Origin of the sequence: Enterococcus rivorum (assembly GCF_001742285.1) — a bacterium.
Taxonomy (GTDB): Bacteria; Bacillota; Bacilli; order Lactobacillales; family Enterococcaceae; genus Enterococcus_L; species Enterococcus_L rivorum.
Map to the genome: position 1 here is coordinate 20,558 of NZ_MIEK01000016.1, position 16,511 is coordinate 37,068.

At 34.4% G+C, this 16,511-nt stretch carries 13 protein-coding genes; 8 read left to right on the top strand and 5 right to left on the bottom strand.

Annotated elements, in window-relative coordinates:
• The first annotated feature begins 385 nt into the window (after positions 1-385).
• Positions 386-1,342, top strand: a complete 957-nt coding sequence (locus tag BCR26_RS07050; RefSeq protein ID WP_069698276.1) for an ABC transporter ATP-binding protein — start codon at positions 386-388, stop codon at positions 1,340-1,342.
• Positions 1,339-2,850: an ABC transporter permease/substrate-binding protein gene (locus tag BCR26_RS07055; RefSeq protein WP_069698277.1), complete on the top strand. Its 1,512-nt coding sequence runs from the start codon at positions 1,339-1,341 to the stop codon at positions 2,848-2,850. The genes BCR26_RS07050 and BCR26_RS07055 overlap by 4 nt, the downstream gene beginning before the upstream one ends.
• Positions 2,851-3,264: 414 nt before the next feature.
• Here BCR26_RS07055 and BCR26_RS07060 read toward each other — a convergent pair whose 3' ends face one another.
• Positions 3,265-4,419, bottom strand: coding sequence for an ROK family transcriptional regulator (locus BCR26_RS07060; protein ID WP_069698278.1), 1,155 nt, complete (start codon positions 4,417-4,419; stop codon positions 3,265-3,267).
• 365 nt (positions 4,420-4,784) lie between these two features.
• Between BCR26_RS07060 and xylA the strand changes: the two genes are divergently transcribed.
• The 6 genes from xylA to xylB all read left to right on the top strand — a co-directional run bounded on the left by xylA (position 4,785) and on the right by xylB (position 12,981).
• Entirely contained in the window at positions 4,785-6,092 is a 1,308-nt protein-coding gene (gene xylA, locus BCR26_RS07065; RefSeq protein ID WP_069698279.1) for a xylose isomerase, read from the top strand.
• 22 nt (positions 6,093-6,114) lie between these two features.
• Positions 6,115-7,395 carry an ABC transporter substrate-binding protein gene (locus BCR26_RS07070; protein WP_069698280.1) on the top strand — a complete coding sequence of 427 codons (1,281 nt, stop codon included), beginning with the start codon at positions 6,115-6,117 and terminating at the stop codon, positions 7,393-7,395.
• 77 nt (positions 7,396-7,472) lie between these two features.
• Entirely contained in the window at positions 7,473-8,336 is an 864-nt protein-coding gene (locus BCR26_RS07075; protein WP_069698281.1) for a carbohydrate ABC transporter permease, read from the top strand.
• On the top strand, positions 8,333-9,157 hold the full coding sequence (locus BCR26_RS07080) for a carbohydrate ABC transporter permease (protein WP_069698282.1): 825 nt from the start codon (positions 8,333-8,335) through the stop codon (positions 9,155-9,157). Before BCR26_RS07075 ends, BCR26_RS07080 begins: the two co-directional genes overlap by 4 nt.
• A 10-nt stretch (positions 9,158-9,167) precedes the next feature.
• The gene (yicI, locus tag BCR26_RS07085) at positions 9,168-11,453 is read left to right on the top strand and encodes an alpha-xylosidase (protein WP_069698283.1); all 2,286 of its coding nucleotides are present in this window, start codon (positions 9,168-9,170) and stop codon (positions 11,451-11,453) included.
• Positions 11,454-11,481: 28 nt separating this feature from the next.
• A complete protein-coding gene (gene xylB / locus BCR26_RS07090; RefSeq protein ID WP_069698284.1) occupies positions 11,482-12,981 on the top strand; it encodes a xylulokinase in 1,500 nt (499 codons plus the stop codon).
• A gap of 142 nt (positions 12,982-13,123) precedes the next feature.
• Here the strand turns inward: xylB and BCR26_RS07095 are convergent, their stop codons facing one another.
• The 4 genes from BCR26_RS07095 to BCR26_RS07110 form a co-directional block, all read right to left on the bottom strand.
• Complete coding sequence (locus BCR26_RS07095) at positions 13,124-13,879, bottom strand: response regulator transcription factor (RefSeq protein ID WP_069698285.1); 756 nt, start codon at positions 13,877-13,879, stop codon at positions 13,124-13,126.
• Positions 13,876-14,781, bottom strand: a complete 906-nt coding sequence (locus BCR26_RS07100) for a GHKL domain-containing protein (RefSeq protein ID WP_245676932.1) — start codon at positions 14,779-14,781, stop codon at positions 13,876-13,878. Before BCR26_RS07100 ends, BCR26_RS07095 begins: the two co-directional genes overlap by 4 nt.
• A gap of 540 nt (positions 14,782-15,321) precedes the next feature.
• A complete protein-coding gene (locus tag BCR26_RS07105; protein ID WP_069698287.1) occupies positions 15,322-15,930 on the bottom strand; it encodes an accessory gene regulator AgrB in 609 nt (202 codons plus the stop codon).
• Between the two features lie 114 nt (positions 15,931-16,044).
• Complete coding sequence (locus tag BCR26_RS07110) at positions 16,045-16,452, bottom strand: LytTR family transcriptional regulator DNA-binding domain-containing protein (protein WP_084387053.1); 408 nt, start codon at positions 16,450-16,452, stop codon at positions 16,045-16,047.
• Positions 16,453-16,511: the final 59 nt, after the last annotated feature.

Consider the following 16,511-nt stretch of genomic DNA (forward strand, 5'->3'; position numbering starts at 1 on the left):
CGTCCTTTTTTTATTATACTATTACCTCTATAGTATATCTTGTGATAAGAAAAGACAAAAGCTTTTTTAAAACCTGACAAACTGTGGTCAAGTTTGCTTAGGTATACTGTGGTGAGTCTGGAAATCCCAGCGACGAATATTCTCATGAATTGTCTGAAACTTGTTTTCATTAAGCCGCGATTATGCACTAGATAAGCTGTATCTATTTCCTAGATTCTCCAAACAATTCTCTGAAAAATTTTGATTTCACTATAGTTTTTAGAAACACGCTGGAAAGACAAGATATTAGAAAGGAAATGGAATATCAAGTATACTAGTAAAAAGATAAGGGAATATACGTTCTTAATTTTTGAATGAATAAGTATAAAGGTGAAAAGGAGAAGAGATGATTGAATTTAGAGGTGTTTCTAAAGAATATAATGGCCAGTTAGTGGTAGAAAATTTTCAAGTAGACATTACAGATGGCGAATTTTTTGTGTTAGTTGGGCCAAGCGGTAGTGGAAAAACAACTATGTTAAAAATGATTAATCGCTTGATTGAGCCGACAGATGGAGATATTTATTTTAACCAGAAGCGTCTAATTGATTATGATTTAAAGGAATTGCGGTTGAGAATTGGGTATGTTCTACAACAAATTGCATTATTTCCCAATTTAACAGTGGCAGAAAATATTGAATTAATTCCTGAAATGAAAAAATGGAGCAAAGAAGAAAGACGAGCAAGAACAAAAGAATTGTTAATGAAAGTTAATTTGCCTCCAGAAGACTATTTGAATCGTAAGCCTGCTGAATTGTCTGGGGGAGAGCAACAGAGAATTGGCATTTTGCGTGCGATTGCAGCGAAGCCGGACATTATTTTGATGGATGAGCCCTTCAGTGCTTTAGATCCGATTTCAAGAGAACAATTACAATTATTGATTAAAGAATTACATAAAGAGTTAGCGAGTACGATTGTGTTTGTGACCCATGATATGAATGAAGCGCAGTTACTAGGAGATCGCATTTGTGTCATTAAAAATGGCGCAATTGTTCAAACGGATACGCCAGAAAATATTCGATTGCATCCTAAAAATGATTTTGTGGCACAGTTTTTCAAACATGACTCGATTGTGGTTGAAAGTTATTGTGTTGAAGATATGATTTTAGCAGGATTCATATTGGAAAATACTTTATCGACTGCAGAGGTTTCGGTAACACCAGAAGACAAAATAAATACAGTCATTCACTTGGTTAACAAGCACTCCAGCTTAAAAGTAGTCAAGGAAAATGAAGTCATTGGGGAGCTTAATGGAGACAACATTTTACAATTTTTAGAGACAAAAGTTGGAGGTGAAGGCAAGTGAATCAACTAATAGAAACCCTTCTCTCTCGTAAAGAAGAGTATGTGCAGGCGTTAGTGGAACACATACAGCTTTCATTGCTCTCATTATTAATCGCAATTGTTATCGCTATCCCCTTAGCTATATTGCTAACAAATCATAAAAAAGTAGCTGAGATAGTGCTACAAGTGACAGGAATTTGTCAAACGATTCCTTCGCTGGCTTTGTTAGGTTTGCTAATCCCCTTAATTGGGATTGGAAGCCCACCAGCGATTGTTGCGTTAGTCCTTTATGCTTTATTTCCGATTTTACAGAATACGTATACAGGTCTTACTGAAATTGATCCATCTTTAGAGGAAGCTGCAGAAGCTTTTGGCTTAAATAAAAAGGAAAAATTGCTGAAGTTTGAAATCCAATTGGCGTTACCTTTTATTATTTCTGGGATTCGGACGGCAACTGTGATGATTATTGGAACCGCAACTCTAGCAGCATTGATTGGCGCAGGTGGTTTAGGAACTTTTATCTTATTGGGCATTGATCGCAACAACATTTCTCTTATTCTAATTGGTGCAATATCTTCTGCATTACTAGCAGTTATTTTTAACTATGGGATTCATTTATTGGAAAAAGCAAGCTTGAAAAAAATTATTACGGCATCCCTTATGCTATTAGTTTTGCTAGGCGGTTCGTTTTTCTATACTCATCAGGAAAGTGAGCAAAGACAGTTGACAATTGCTGGAAAACTAGGCTCTGAACCAGATATTATTATTAATATGTATAAAGAATTGATTGAAGAAAATACGGATATTAAAGTGAATTTGAAAACCAATTTTGGGAAAACTAGCTTCTTATTTAATGCTTTGAAATCGGATGAAATTGATTTTTATCCAGAATATACAGGAACAGTCCTCGAAACTTTTTTAAATGAAAATACGAATACATCCCGTGATCCCAAAGAAGTTTATGATTATGCTAGAGACCAGATTGAAAAACAGGAAAATATGGTTTATTTAGATCCAATGGGCTTCCAAAATACTTATGCAGTCGCTGTTAAACGCACTTTTGCAGAAGAAAATAATTTGAATAGCATTGAGGATTTGAAGAAAATTGCTAGTCAAATAAAAGCGGGCTTTACCTTAGAATTTATAGATCGAGAGGATGGTTATAAAGGTCTTCAGAAACTTTATGGTTTAGAATTTAATGTGAAATCAATGGAGCCTTCTTTACGGTATCAAGCCATTGAAAATGGAGATGTCAACGTTGTAGATGCGTATTCCACGGATAGTGAGCTGAAACAATATGATTTAGTCATTTTAGAAGATAACAAGCAACTATTTCCTCCGTACCAAGGGGCACCGTTAATGAAAGCTGAAACCCTAAAAAAATACCCTGAACTTGAAAAGATTTTGAATAAATTAACAGGGAAAATAACGGAAGCTGAAATGAGCGAAATGAATTACCGAGTAAATCTTCAACAAGAAGAACCAGCAGCAGTGGCGCATGATTATTTAAGTAAGAATGGGATAAAATAGAATAGAAAGGATCACAGTCAGACAGAAAACTTTATTTTTAAGTGAACTGTCTGTTTTTTTCTGGTAAGCTTTTATGATTGGTTTTGCTATTTGAAAATGGTTAATCACTTCTCACAAGTGTTAGATTATGTTCAAAAGGGCTGTGACCTTCGTATGCCCCAACCCCCTAAAACCGAATAAATGTTGTTTCAGAAGTAGTACTCCACGTCGTTTCGATCTCATCAACTTCATGCATGGGACATACTTGAGTTGCCATGAATCACGATGAGGGCAACGAATCGATGCTTAATAGAACCTACTTGGTGAAGGTCTCTCGGAAATAAGCTAAATACTCTCAAAAATATGGGAAGCTATTTTTGGATGATTCAGTTTATTTCTCGGAGCTAACCACTTCTGTCACAATCTTTTTTAGTATTATGCTTCGAGTTTCAATTTTTGGACATTTAAAAAATGTTGCGCATTAATTGTTATGCAGCCGTATAAAGTCGCTCGATTTTTTAAGGAGCTATTTTTTATAATAATATCTTTTGAAAATTGGCTTTCTATTTGCTGTTTTACTAATTCAATCATGGTAGGAATTTCACGATATAGGGAACTATTAATAATAACAATTTCTGGGTCATAGAGGGTTACGATATTGTTGATGCCAATACTAAGCAGGAAGCAGTTATTATTTATGAGTTCTACTGCCGCTGGATCTTGTGAATGATAGGCTTCGCTAATAATTTTAGAATTAACAGAGCTTAAACCTTTTGCTTCAGAAAATGTATCGTAAAGTACTTTGTTTGAAGCGTATTGTTCTAAGCAACCGTGATTTCCACAAGGACATTGTCGTCCATGGGGATAAAGAATAGAGTGGCCTATTTCGCCAGCTTTTCCATGTTTTCCTAGTTGTAATTTCCCGTCTTCAACAATTCCTGCCCCAATTCCACTATGGATACTTAAACTGACTAAACTATCAAAAGTAGATGAAAAAGTATATTCACCTAATGCAGCCAAATTTGCTTCATTTTCAAGATAAATAGGATAGGTTAAGGATGCTGTCAATTCTTCATAAAGGTTCATTTGATCTAAGTCATAGTAAGGGGTAAAGACAATTTTATTCTGATGAATAATTCCGTGAATAGCGATAGTGACACCAATAATACCATGTTTTGTTTTAGGAATTTTTTGTTCAAATTGTGTAATAATTTCTTTAATCAATGAGACGACATTAGTTGTGTTGACACTAATTTTTCGTTGAGAGACTGTTTCTAATTCTGTTCCGTCTAAATAAGAAAGTAACGCTTCAACGTAGTTATAGCCAATATCGAAAGAAATTGAAAGAGCAGACTGACCATTAAATTCTAATAGAATAGGCTTCCTACCTCCTGACGTACTTCCATCACCAATTCCTGTTTCAGTAACTAACTCTTCCTCTAAAAGTGTTTTTGTAATGGATGAGACGGAGGCTTTATTTAACCCTGTAACAACAGAGAGTTCAGCTCTTGAAATAATTTTTTTATCAATAATCGTTTTTAAAATAGTCGCTTCGTTTTGTTCTCGAATGGAATATTTACTTGTAATCATTTTATTTAAACTCCTTTGTGCTTAATGAAACGATATTAATCGGTTCTATATTTAGTTGTTTCTTTGAGGGTAGGCAGTAATTCTAATTATTTTAGTTATAAAAATAAAATCTCTTTTTAAAGTATAAGTTAGTACAACGTGCTAATCAACTTTAAAGTATTATTTTTAGTAATAAGAAGGCTTCTATGTACCTATAAAGTGTAGTCTCAATAATTGAATTCGTTGGATAGGTTAGGTTAATTAGCCGCCAAACAATTTTTTGAAAGCGCTTGACAATAGAATAGGAATGTTCTATTATGAGCTCATAGTTAGTTTATCATACTAATCAACTAAACGAAAGAAAATTTTATAGGGGGCTACTATTAATGAGTTATTTTCCAGAAGTAAACAAAGTAAAATTTGAAGGGAGCAAGTCAACTAATCCGTTTGCTTTTCGTCATTACAACCCAGAGGAAGTGCTTATGGGAAAAACAATGAAGGAGCATTTACGTTTTGGTATCGCTTATTGGCATACCATGACACAAGATGGTTCAGATCCATTTGGACAGCCTACCAATATTAGAACGTGGGGAGGAGCAACACCCCTAGAAACCGCGAAAAATAGAGTCGAAGCTTTTTTTGAATTACTAGTCAAATTAGATGTAGAGTTTTTTTGTTTTCATGATATTGATATTGCACCAGAAGGAAATTCCTTAGAAGAATTTTTTCAAAACATTGATACGATTACCGATTTAATCAAAATAAAAATGGAAGAAACGGGCATTAAATTATTATGGAATACAGCGAATATGTTCTCAAATCCTCGTTACGTTCATGGGGCTGCTTCATCATGTAATGCGGATGTCTTTGCCTATTCAGCCGCTCAAGTAAAAAAGGGTATAGATATCAGTAAAAAACTTGGTGGTGAAAACTATGTCTTCTGGGGTGGCCGTGAAGGGTACGAATCTCTACTAAACACAGATATGAAATTTGAACAAGATAACATTGCTCGGTTATTTAAAATGGCGATTGCTTACGCAGATAAAATTGGGCACAAAGTCCAATTTTTACTGGAACCAAAACCAAAAGAGCCTTCAAAACATCAATATGATTTTGATGCGGCGACAACAATGGCCTTTATTCAGAAATATGGATTAGCTAATCATTTTAAACTAAATTTAGAAGCAAATCATGCCACACTAGCTGGACATACGTTTGAACATGAATTGAATGTAGCTCGTTGTTACAATTCGTTAGGCTCAATTGATGCCAATCAAGGTGATATGTTGTTAGGCTGGGATACTGATGAATTTCCAACAAATCTTTACGATACAACAGTAACGATGGTTGAAATTTTAGAGAATGGAGGAATCGCCCCTGGGGGGATTAATTTTGACGCAAAAGTTCGTCGCTCTTCCTTTGAAATGAAGGATTTGGTATTAGCACATATTGCAGGCATGGATACGTTTGCTCGTGGGTTAAAAACGGCAGTCAAACTAAAAGAAGATCGCTTTTTCGATGAACTAAAAGAAAAACGTTATGCAAGCTATTCAAAAGGAATTGGTGAAAAAATTGTAAAAGATCAGGAGAATTTGGAATCCCTAACAGCTTACGCCATGTCCCACGATAAAATAGTCAATGAATCGGATCACTTGGAATATGTTAAATCACGTCTAAACGATTATTTAGTATAAATCAAAAAGGAGAGAGATGAAGATGAAACGTAGTAAAGTTCTTTTTTCAGTAACGATGTTGGCGGTAGTGGGAATCATTTTAGGGGCATGTGGTAGCAGCGGTTCGAGTTCGAAGGATGAAACAACAGTAGATGTTTTCAATATTAAAGTGGAAACGAAAGATCAGCTAGATGATCTGGCTAAGAAATATGAGAAAAGCCATGAGGGAGTAAAAATAAATGTAACGACAGTTGGTGGTGGACAAGATGCAAATGCAGCTTTACAAACCAAATTTTCATCTGGAGATGAACCCAGTATATTTTTATTAGGCGGTTTAGCTGATATGGAAAAATGGAGCGATAGCCTGGCTGATCTAACGGATACAAAATTAGCAAAAAATGCGATAGAAGGAACTTTAGCCGGGGCCTCTAAAGATGGAAAAGTGTATGGACTTCCTATGAACATTGAAGGATTTGGTTTTTTAGTCAATAAAGAGTTATTTAAAAAAGCTGGAGTAGATATAGAAAAAATTACTTCTTATACCGATTTTGAGAATGCGGTAAAAAAATTAGATTCAAAAAAAGATAGCTTAGACATGAAAGCAGTTTTTGGTTTCAGTGCGAAAGAATTTTGGGTTGTTAGTCAATATAGTACCCATTTTATTTCCCCTGAGTTCAATGATGATTTACAAAAAGTCTATGATGCCAAAACCATTGATTTTAAATATGGTGATGTCTTTAAAAAATACACAGATTTAATTAATCAATATAATGTCCAGCCAATATTATCTTTAGATTATAGTACGTCTGTAGAAGAAGATTTTGCTAATAATCAAGTGGCGATTGTTCATCAAGGAAACTGGATTGTTCCAACATTAAACAGTTTAGATCCAGAATTTACAAAAGACAAACTAGGAATTTTACCATTATATGTAGCTGACTCCAACAAAGGGAAAATTGCTGCTGGACCTTCTTGGTATTGGGGGGTAAATAAAAATAAAGATGAAAAAGTCCTTCAAGCAAGTAAAGATTTCTTAGAGTGGATGTATACCGATAAAGAGGCAATGAAAGTAGTAACGGATGAAATGGAATATATTCCAGCGTATACTAATTTCTCAGCAGATTCTATTAGCGACCCTACGTCCAAGGAGATATTCAATTATTTATCAGAAGGAAATGTGGTTCCTTGGATGCATAATCAATACCCTGATGGTTATTCACAAACACAATTTTATCCAGAGTTTCAAAAATATCTAAACAACGATATTTCTTGGGATGAATTGATGACCAAATCGAAAGATGCTTGGGCTTCAGATAGAAAATAAAAATGGAAAGATTGTGGTAAAATCCCTCTTGGTTTTACCACTTCTTTTTCATCATTCATTTTAAGGAGGAGAAGGTTATGAATAATAAATCAAAATCTTTTTGGTTGTTTTTAGCGCCTAGTTTACTTGGGATGGTTATTGTATTATTTATTCCTTTAGTTACTGGAGCCTACTATTCCATGACAGATTGGGATGGCAATAAAATCGAGCAATTTTTAGGATTGGGAAATTATCTGCAGGCATTTCAAGATGAACGGTTTCTAAGTAGTATCTGGTTTACAACGAAATTTTCAATTGTTGCGATTTTATTCGTAAACATTATTGGATTAGGATTGGCACTTCTGGTAACACAAAAGGCAGATAAACTAAATAACTTGTTTCGAACTGTATTTTTCATGCCCAACTTAATTGGTGGGATTATCTTAGGATTTATTTGGCAGTTTATCTTTATTAAAGCTTTTGCTGCAGTTGGAGATGCTACCGGAATTGAATTTTTTAAAGGTTGGCTTTCAACGACGAATACTGGGTTTTGGGGCTTAGTAATTCTGTTTGTTTGGCAAATGAGTGGATACATTATGATTATTTATATTTCGTTTATCAATAATATCCCTGAAGAATTAATAGAAGCTGCGGATATTGACGGTGCGACAGGCTGGCAAACTTTTTGGAAAATCAAATTTCCGATGTTGGCGCCGGCATTTACTGTAAGTTTATTTCTAACGTTGTCGAATGCGTTTAAAATCTACGATCAAAACTTAGCATTAACGGCAGGTGGTCCATTTGATTCTACTCAAATGGTAGCAATGAATATTGTAAATGAAGCTTTTTCAGTAAGGAAAATGGGGTATGCACAGGCGAAGGCCGTTATTTTCTTAGTAATTATTGCCGTTATTTCAGTCGTTCAGATTAGTATCACTAGAAAACGGGAGGTAGACTTATGAAGCTTCAGAAGCAGAGAAAAGCACTTTTGGTTAAAATCGCTGGCGTTGCGTTAACTATTATGTGGCTGTATCCATTCTATTTGATCGTTATCAATTCATTTAAAACCAAAGCTGAAATTTTCAAAAACACACTAAATGTTCCTCAGAATTTTACGACAGAGAATTATCCAGTGGCATTTGAAAAGTTAGACTTTTTCAGGAGTGCATTCAACTCAGTAATGATTACAGCAATTTCACTTTTTGTTGTGGTCATTTGCACTTCGATGGCTGCTTATGCATTATCTAGAAATAAAAGCAAGTTAAGTAACAGCATTTATTTTGTGATTGCGATAGGTTTGTTGATCCCGTTTCAAGCGATTATGATTCCGCTAATTTCTTTTTTTGGAAAAGCGAATCTGTTGAATCGTCCGGGCTTAATTGTCATGTATTTAGGTTTGGCTAGTAGTATGGCGATTTTCTTGTATTTTGGTGCATTAAGAGGGATTCCACAGTCTTTAGATGAAGCAGCAACAATTGATGGTGCATCGAAATTTCAAATTTATTGGTACATTATTTTACCCCTATTGAAACCAACTACTGTGACAGTTATAGTGCTGAACGCAATCTGGTTTTGGAATGACTATTTGCTGCCATCATTGGTTATTAATAAAGAAGGAATGTACACGATTCCACTGAAAATGTTTTACTTCTTTGGACAATATTCGAAACAATGGCATTTAGCTTTAGCAGCATTATTTATTGCGATAATTCCAATCATTATTCTTTATGTCTTTTTACAAAAATATATTATAAAAGGCATCTCTGATGGTGCCGTAAAATGAGGAGGACAACATGAAATTTACAGATGGTTATTGGATGACAAAAAAAGGCTATACGATTCAGACGCCAAAAGAAGTATTTACTTTTGACACAACGAAAGAAACCGTAACGTTATATGCACCATACAAGAAAATTGAAGGACGGGGAGATACACTTAATATGGGAATGAGTACGATTACGTTATCTAGCCCATTAGAAGACATGATCTCTGTTAAAATTATTCACCATGAAAAAAATAACCCTGGACCTGTTTTTGAATTGCAAAAAGAGGAAACACACCCTTCAATAGATGAGAGTCAACAAGAACTATCTTTTACTTCAGGTTCTTTAAAAGCAAAAATAGCATTGAACGATAAATTTCGCTTACAATTTTTTGGACATAATCAGCTATTAACGGAATCCCCTTTTGGCGCGCAAGGAGAAATCAATCATGTTGATGGAACACATTACATGAGAGAACAGCTGGCTCTTGGAGTAGATGAGCAAATTTATGGGTTAGGAGAACGTTTTACTCCTTTTATAAAAAATGGACAAACAGTCGATAGTTGGAATGAAGATGGGGGTACAGGCAGCGAACAAGCCTATAAAAATATTCCTTTCTATATGAGTAGTAATGGCTATGGTGTATTTGTAAATCATCCCGAAAAAGTTTCTTTCGAAATCGCTTCTGAAAATGTTTCTCGTGCGCAATTTAGTGTTGAAGGTGAGTCATTGGAGTACATTATTATTTATGGACCGACACCCAAAGAAATTATAGAAAAATATACACAGTTAACAGGTAAACCAACATTACCGCCAGCTTGGTCATTTGGGTTATGGTTGTCCACTTCATTTACTACGGATTATAGCGAAGCAACTGTTATGTCCTTCATTGATGGTATGTTAGAAAGAGAGATTCCGATAGAAGTATTCCATTTTGATTGTTTTTGGATGAAGGCTTTTGAATGGTGCAATTTTAAATGGGATGAAAAACTTTTTCCAGATCCTGAGGGAATGATTAAGAGAATACATGATAAAGGAATCAAGGTGTGTGTTTGGATTAATCCATATATTGGTCAAAAGTCACCGTTGTTTGAAGAGGGAAAGAAAAATGGTTACTTTTTGAAACAAGCTGACGGAAATGTTTGGCAATGGGATATGTGGCAGGCGGGTCAAGGGATTGTTGATTTTACGAATCCAGCAGCAGTAAAGTGGTATCAAGGTTATTTGTCAGAATTATTGGAAATGGGAGTAGACTGTTTCAAAACAGATTTTGGTGAGCGGATTCCAACGGATGCTGTCTATTTTGACCACTCAGACCCCAATAAAACGCATAATTATTATAGCTATTTGTATAATGAGGCTGTTTTTTCTTTACTACAAGAAAAAAGAGGAGCGAATGAAGCAGTCCTCTTTGCCCGCTCAGGCACGGTTGGCTCTCAGAAATTTCCTGTTCATTGGGGTGGAGATAATCTTTCTCAGTATGTTTCGATGGCAGAAACTCTAAGAGGAGGACTTTCCTTTTTATTGTCTGGGTTTGGTTTTTGGAGTCATGATATTGGTGGCTTTGAAGAAAACGCTACTGCAGATATCTACAAACGTTGGACGCAGTTTGGCTTACTTTCAACACATAGTCGCTATCATGGGAATATTGAATATAGAGTACCTTGGCTTTATGATGAAGAAGCCGTTGATGTAACAAGGAAATTTACGCAATTGAAAGCACAACTGATGCCCTATCTATATACACAAGCAGTAGCTACCGCTAAGACAGGTGTTCCGATGATGCGACCACTATTTATGGAGTATGTTGAAGACAAAAATACCTACTTTATCGATAAACAATATTTTTTAGGAGAGTCAATAATGGTTGCTCCTGTTTTCTCTGATAGTGGTAAGGTTCAGTATTATTTACCACAAGGTTGTTGGACACAATTGCTAAATAACGAAGTAAAAGAAGTGAGTAGAAACGGGCAATGGCAGACTGAAACTCATGATTATCTTAGTCTTCCTGTTTGGGTTAAAGAAAATAGCATTGTAATCATGGGTCGAGAAAATCATCAAAGTGTTGCTTATGACTATAAAGATCAGGTAGAAATCCATTGTTATCAATTATCTGCCGGGAGTCATCAACAAGAACTTATGAGCAATTCAGGAGATTTAGTTGCTAAGGTGAAAATAGAGAAAAATGCAGGAAATATTACAATCTCGCTAGAAGGATTTACAGGTGAAAATATTATTTTTATTCATGAAGGAGAAAAAATAATTAAACAAGAAGTGACTGGAAACACAACAGTCATTAATTTAGAGACTAGGTAAAAATGAAGAACTAAGAGGGAGGGAGAACATGTCCTATGTTTTAGGCTTAGATTTAGGAACCAGTGGATTAAAAGGTTTGCTTGTCAATAAACAAGGAGAGGTAGTTTGCTCAGCAACAGCTAATTATTCAATAGAGACTCCTCAGTCGGGATTTAGTGAACAAGATCCTGAAAATTGGATAAAAGCAGCAGAAAAAGTGCTTGCTGAACTTATTAAAGAACAACCTGATATTTTGGAATATTTGGAAGGAATTAGTTTTTCTGGTCAGATGCACAGCTTAGTTGTTTTAAACAAGGAAAAACAAATTCTTAGAAACGCTATTTTATGGAATGATGTTAGAACCACTGAACAGTGCCAGCAAATAAGTGAAATAATGGGCGACGAGTTGTTGGAAATAACCAAAAATGCTCCGTTGGAAGGTTTTACTTTACCCAAAATTCTTTGGCTTCAGGAAAATGAACCTGAACTTTGGCAAGAAGTAGAACATATGTTATTGCCCAAAGATTATTTAGGCTTTTGGATGACGGATACGATTCATATGGATTATTCAGATGCAGCAGGTACGTTGCTATTAGATGTTGAGGGCAGAGGTTGGTCTTGGAAAATCGTGGATATATTTGGAATTAAGCGAGAAATGTTAGCAGAATTGGTTCATTCGGGGCAACAAATTGGTGTTTTAAAAAAAGAATTATGTCATCATTTTGGGTTCAAAAATGAAGTGCGAATTTTCGCAGGTGGTGCAGATAACGCTTGTGCAGCTATTGGTGCGGGTGTAATTGATGAAGGCTTGGGTATGTGCAGTATTGGGACATCAGGTGTTTTTCTTTCCTTTGAGAAAGAGTCTAAAGTCACTTATGCTGGGAATTTGCATGTATTTAATCATGTACTGAATAATAGCTGGTATTCGATGGGAGTAACATTAGCTGCGGGTCATAGTTTGGCATGGTTTAAAGAAAATTTTGCCGAAGAATCTTCTTATGAAGAAATGCTAAAAGGAATCGATGCAATAGAGCCTGGTTCAGAAGGGTTGCTTTTTTCACCTTATATTGTGGGAGAACGAACACCTTATGCTGATAGTCAAATTAGAGGCAGCTTCATTGGTTTGGATGCAAATCATACACTTAAGCATTTAGCAAAAGCAGTTCTGGAAGGAATTACCTTTTCATTAAAAGATTCCCAACAGTTGATGGAACAAATTGCTCACAAGAAATTCACAAAAATTGTTTCGGTAGGTGGAGGGGCTAAAAATAGAGACTGGTTACAAATCCAGGCAGATGTTTTTAATACCAAAGTAGTCAATTTAGAAGTAGAGCAAGGACCAGGTCTAGGCGCTGCAATGATAGCTGCTGTCGGTTGCCAGTGGTTTGAGGATATTCAAAAATGCAGTGATGTTTTTGTTAAATACCAAGAAGAATTTGAACCGAATATAGATAATGTAGAAAAATATAAGGAAATATACCAGATCTATACAGAAGTGTATGCTGCAACGAAAGGGATTTGTTATCGATTGGCGAAGAGAAGAGGATAGCTCTGACTTAAATCACAAGTTTATACGACCATAAGTATAGCAACAGAGCTGATTAAACGCTTAGAAATAGAGAAAAAATTATAAAAATCGGAAGGATGAGTCTTATTTTACCATGACTCGTCTTTCCGTTTTTTCTTCCAACTTATTGTAGAGAAATACCATTGTTGATCGCTTTTAATTTTTCTAAAGCTGTTTTGATTTTACGGCGAGAAATCAAGCAACTACGTTCTTTATCAAAATAAATGATGCCTTCAGAACGATCAATTTCTACAACTGATGCCAAGTTGACAACGAATGAGCGATGTACTTTGTAAAAATTATCTCCAAGTTTTTCAATTTCATCTAGTGTAGCATAGAAATTCACTAGCCTAGACTTGCAAATTAGCCGTAGCTTATGAGAAACCTCAGTTGTTTCAAAATAAAGTATATCTGAGAGGGGCACTTGAAAACTAGTATATTGATTTTCAAAAACAAATAGCTCTTCTTTTTTTGTTTTATTTTTTAAACCAATTAAATTGTCGAAACAAGAAGCAATGTGCTCTTTAATTTCTTCAATATTCCAGTCTTTGTCAATAAAATCAAATGCTGAAACTTTATAAGCATATGTGATTGGGGCAAATTCAGAATGGGTAGTAATAAAAACAATGACTCCATTTGTATCAACTTCTCTGATTTTTTGTGCAAGTTCCAACCCCATTTTCTTTTCTCCATTAATTTCAATATCTAAAAAATAAATATTTTGGCTGACTGTTTCCTTAATTTTTTCTAATAAAAATTTTGGTTTAGCAGTTGTCGTAATTGATTGAGCCAGCCACTTATTTTCAAGTAAAACTTCTCTAATGATCTTTTCTAGCCTTTGTTGTTGCAGAATATCATCTTCTAACAAAAAGACATTCATTTTTTTATCTCCTCTCTGATTATCAAAGTTTGTCGAAATAAAAAGGGTTCAACTTCAGTTTGTAAAGAAATGTGCGGGTATTCTTTTAAAATTTTTTCAACAGTAGCTAAGCCTGTTCCGTGATCTCCTCCTTTTGTGGAATACCCTTTTTGGAAAAGTTTCCTAGTGTCTAGCTGCTCATTTTCATAAGAATTCTCGATGATGATTCGTTTTTCTTTTCGGTTATGATTCATCAGAAAAACAATAGTAAGGAAAGGGTCCCTAGTTATTTCTGCCGCTTCAATTGCATTATCCAATAAAATAGATGTAATTCGAATGTAGTCTAGTATTTCAATCGGTTCATCCTGAATCACATCCTCCACTTCAAAATGGACCTTAATTTTTTTTTGCCAAGCGTTAATAATATGCGTTGAAAACACTCCTTTGATAGGAAGTGTTTTCAGATTGTTTAATTTTGTTAAGGAGTACTGTTCTTCTTGAAGTGCTATTCCTTCTTTTATCAATACTTGTTTATAAGCATGTTCAATAACCGTGAGATCCTTCGTTTTGATACTTTCATTTAGACTGATGAGAACATTATGATAGTCGTGTTTAAAGCTACGAATTTCATCGTACATAGCTTCAACTTGTTGCACATAAGCGTTTAAATCATGTAATTGATTCTCCTTTAACTCTTGAATACGTTGCCGCTCCATTTCACGAATCTTGTATCTAATGTACCGTAGGAGAATAACGATTAATAGTATAAACGATACTAACATGTAGGCACGAATAGGATTGTCTTTTTTTAGTAAGTGAGTTTCTATCCAATAGCTAGTGAACTGAATAGTACAGCAAATGGTTAGTAAGACATTAATAGTGAATAGGAAATTTTGGTTTAATATATCAATATTTTTTCGCAAAAAAGTTAATTCAAGTTCTACTTTTTTTACTAATATGAAATTAGTAAATAGAGATAGTGCTGGAATAAATGTTAGATTGAGTAAAATCTCATAATTATCATATAAAGTTTTTCCGAAAATAAAATGGAGAAGTACTGTAAAAAAATATGCTAATAAAGAACTTGAAAAAACAGAATATATACTGTAAAACCAAGCTAAATTAGTGTCTAATTTATTTTTTTGAAAAAATTTTAATAAAAATAAATAGAGAACAATTACTATGAAGCTAAAATAATTTAGTAAAGGATACGTTGTTATCACTATAAAGACTAAAAAAAGAAAGTGATTAATAGGAATAGCCATTTTTGCAATAGACTTGTATAGTAAGCAAATCGTTAACAGTTGAATGGATACTGAAGAAGCTAAATCAAACAAAAAAATCATAGTTTTTTGAAAATTCTTACATTAGGATTTTGCGGTTCGAAAAAAACTGTTTTACATCCAGCGAAAGGTACTATAGACCAAACTAATAATATTTTTGCAAGTAGTTCACACCAATTCCTATTTTTCTTCAACATATTTTTCATAATTTCTATAACTCCTTTTCATTAATTTATAAAATAGTGGGCTGATCATTAGTGTCTCAACGAGAAGCCCAATTATTACCAACGTTTGAATCATCGTAGTTTGAACAATAAATGAGAAAGCTATTATTGCTAAAGTAACAAAGATTGCCAACCTTCTTTTTCTTTTTCGTTCACTAATACTAACTAAAGGGTTCTTTTCAGTATCGGCTGGAGCATAATGCCAAACGCTGATAAGTACAACGATTGAAAGAATCACAACGAACCAACTACTGAAAGTATTGTGTGTCATTTTTAGCAGCAATGGAATGCCGATAAAAATTGTGATACCAAAAATAGAGCAAATCGTGGATGACTTTGCATGCCAGCCACCAGCCTGCGATCTTAAAAGTACATATGCGCAGTTCATCACAAATGTTTCTAGCAAAGTTCCCAACAACAAAGCTAAAACATAAATTTGAATACTTTTGAATAGGTTAATTAAAACAACCTCTAAAAAGTAACAAACCTTTTCATAGTCCTCTTCCGACATGTAATCTTGTGCTCGAATTTTTCTGAGACAATAAAGTGTTAAGTTGTGTGTCATTCTTTTTCTCCTTTTTTATATTTCATAATAAAATTGTATGCGTATTCTTCAGGAAAGGCAACGAAAAAATCGTGAATGGTCGTTTTTTAGCCTTGAATGGTCATTTTATAGTGATTATAAAGCTAAAAATTTCCATTGAACTATTAACTCGCTTAATTTTCTTCTTGAAACTATACAATTGTTTTCTTTTTCATCAGTGAAATAAATTCTTTTCTTTGTCCGGTCTATTTCTTTAATAACTTGCAAATTGACAATTACTGATCGGTGACATCGAAATAGACTAGGGTAGCTCTTTTTTTCGTAGTCTTTTAAACTTCCCTTACAATAATAGGTTTCATTTTGTGTGACGAAGCACAAGAGATGCTCCTTCTTTTTTACGGTTGAAATATAAAGTAGTTTGTTTAAAGACAATTTGATAAATTTATTACCTATATTAAGGATAATATATGCAGTTCTCATTGTAAACACCTCCTTCTTCTTTATCGTTAATAATAGAGGAAATGAAATTTGCTTTAAAGTCATTTATCGTGAATGGTTCATTTTTGCCCCTCAACGGATTGTTCAAGAAAAATTTAAGACCG

Coding starts and splice junctions, on each gene's coding strand:
- BCR26_RS07050 (WP_069698276.1), top strand. CDS start 386: ATGATTGAATTTAGAGGTGTTTCTAAAGAATATAATGGCCAGTTAGTG.
- BCR26_RS07060 (WP_069698278.1), bottom strand. CDS start 4,419: ATGATTACAAGTAAATATTCCATTCGAGAACAAAACGAAGCGACTATT.
- xylA (WP_069698279.1), top strand. CDS start 4,785: ATGAGTTATTTTCCAGAAGTAAACAAAGTAAAATTTGAAGGGAGCAAG.
- BCR26_RS07070 (WP_069698280.1), top strand. CDS start 6,115: ATGAAACGTAGTAAAGTTCTTTTTTCAGTAACGATGTTGGCGGTAGTG.
- BCR26_RS07075 (WP_069698281.1), top strand. CDS start 7,473: ATGAATAATAAATCAAAATCTTTTTGGTTGTTTTTAGCGCCTAGTTTA.
- BCR26_RS07080 (WP_069698282.1), top strand. CDS start 8,333: ATGAAGCTTCAGAAGCAGAGAAAAGCACTTTTGGTTAAAATCGCTGGC.
- yicI (WP_069698283.1), top strand. CDS start 9,168: ATGAAATTTACAGATGGTTATTGGATGACAAAAAAAGGCTATACGATT.
- xylB (WP_069698284.1), top strand. CDS start 11,482: ATGTCCTATGTTTTAGGCTTAGATTTAGGAACCAGTGGATTAAAAGGT.
- BCR26_RS07095 (WP_069698285.1), bottom strand. CDS start 13,879: ATGAATGTCTTTTTGTTAGAAGATGATATTCTGCAACAACAAAGGCTA.
- BCR26_RS07105 (WP_069698287.1), bottom strand. CDS start 15,930: ATGACACACAACTTAACACTTTATTGTCTCAGAAAAATTCGAGCACAA.
- BCR26_RS07110 (WP_084387053.1), bottom strand. CDS start 16,452: ATGACTTTAAAGCAAATTTCATTTCCTCTATTATTAACGATAAAGAAG.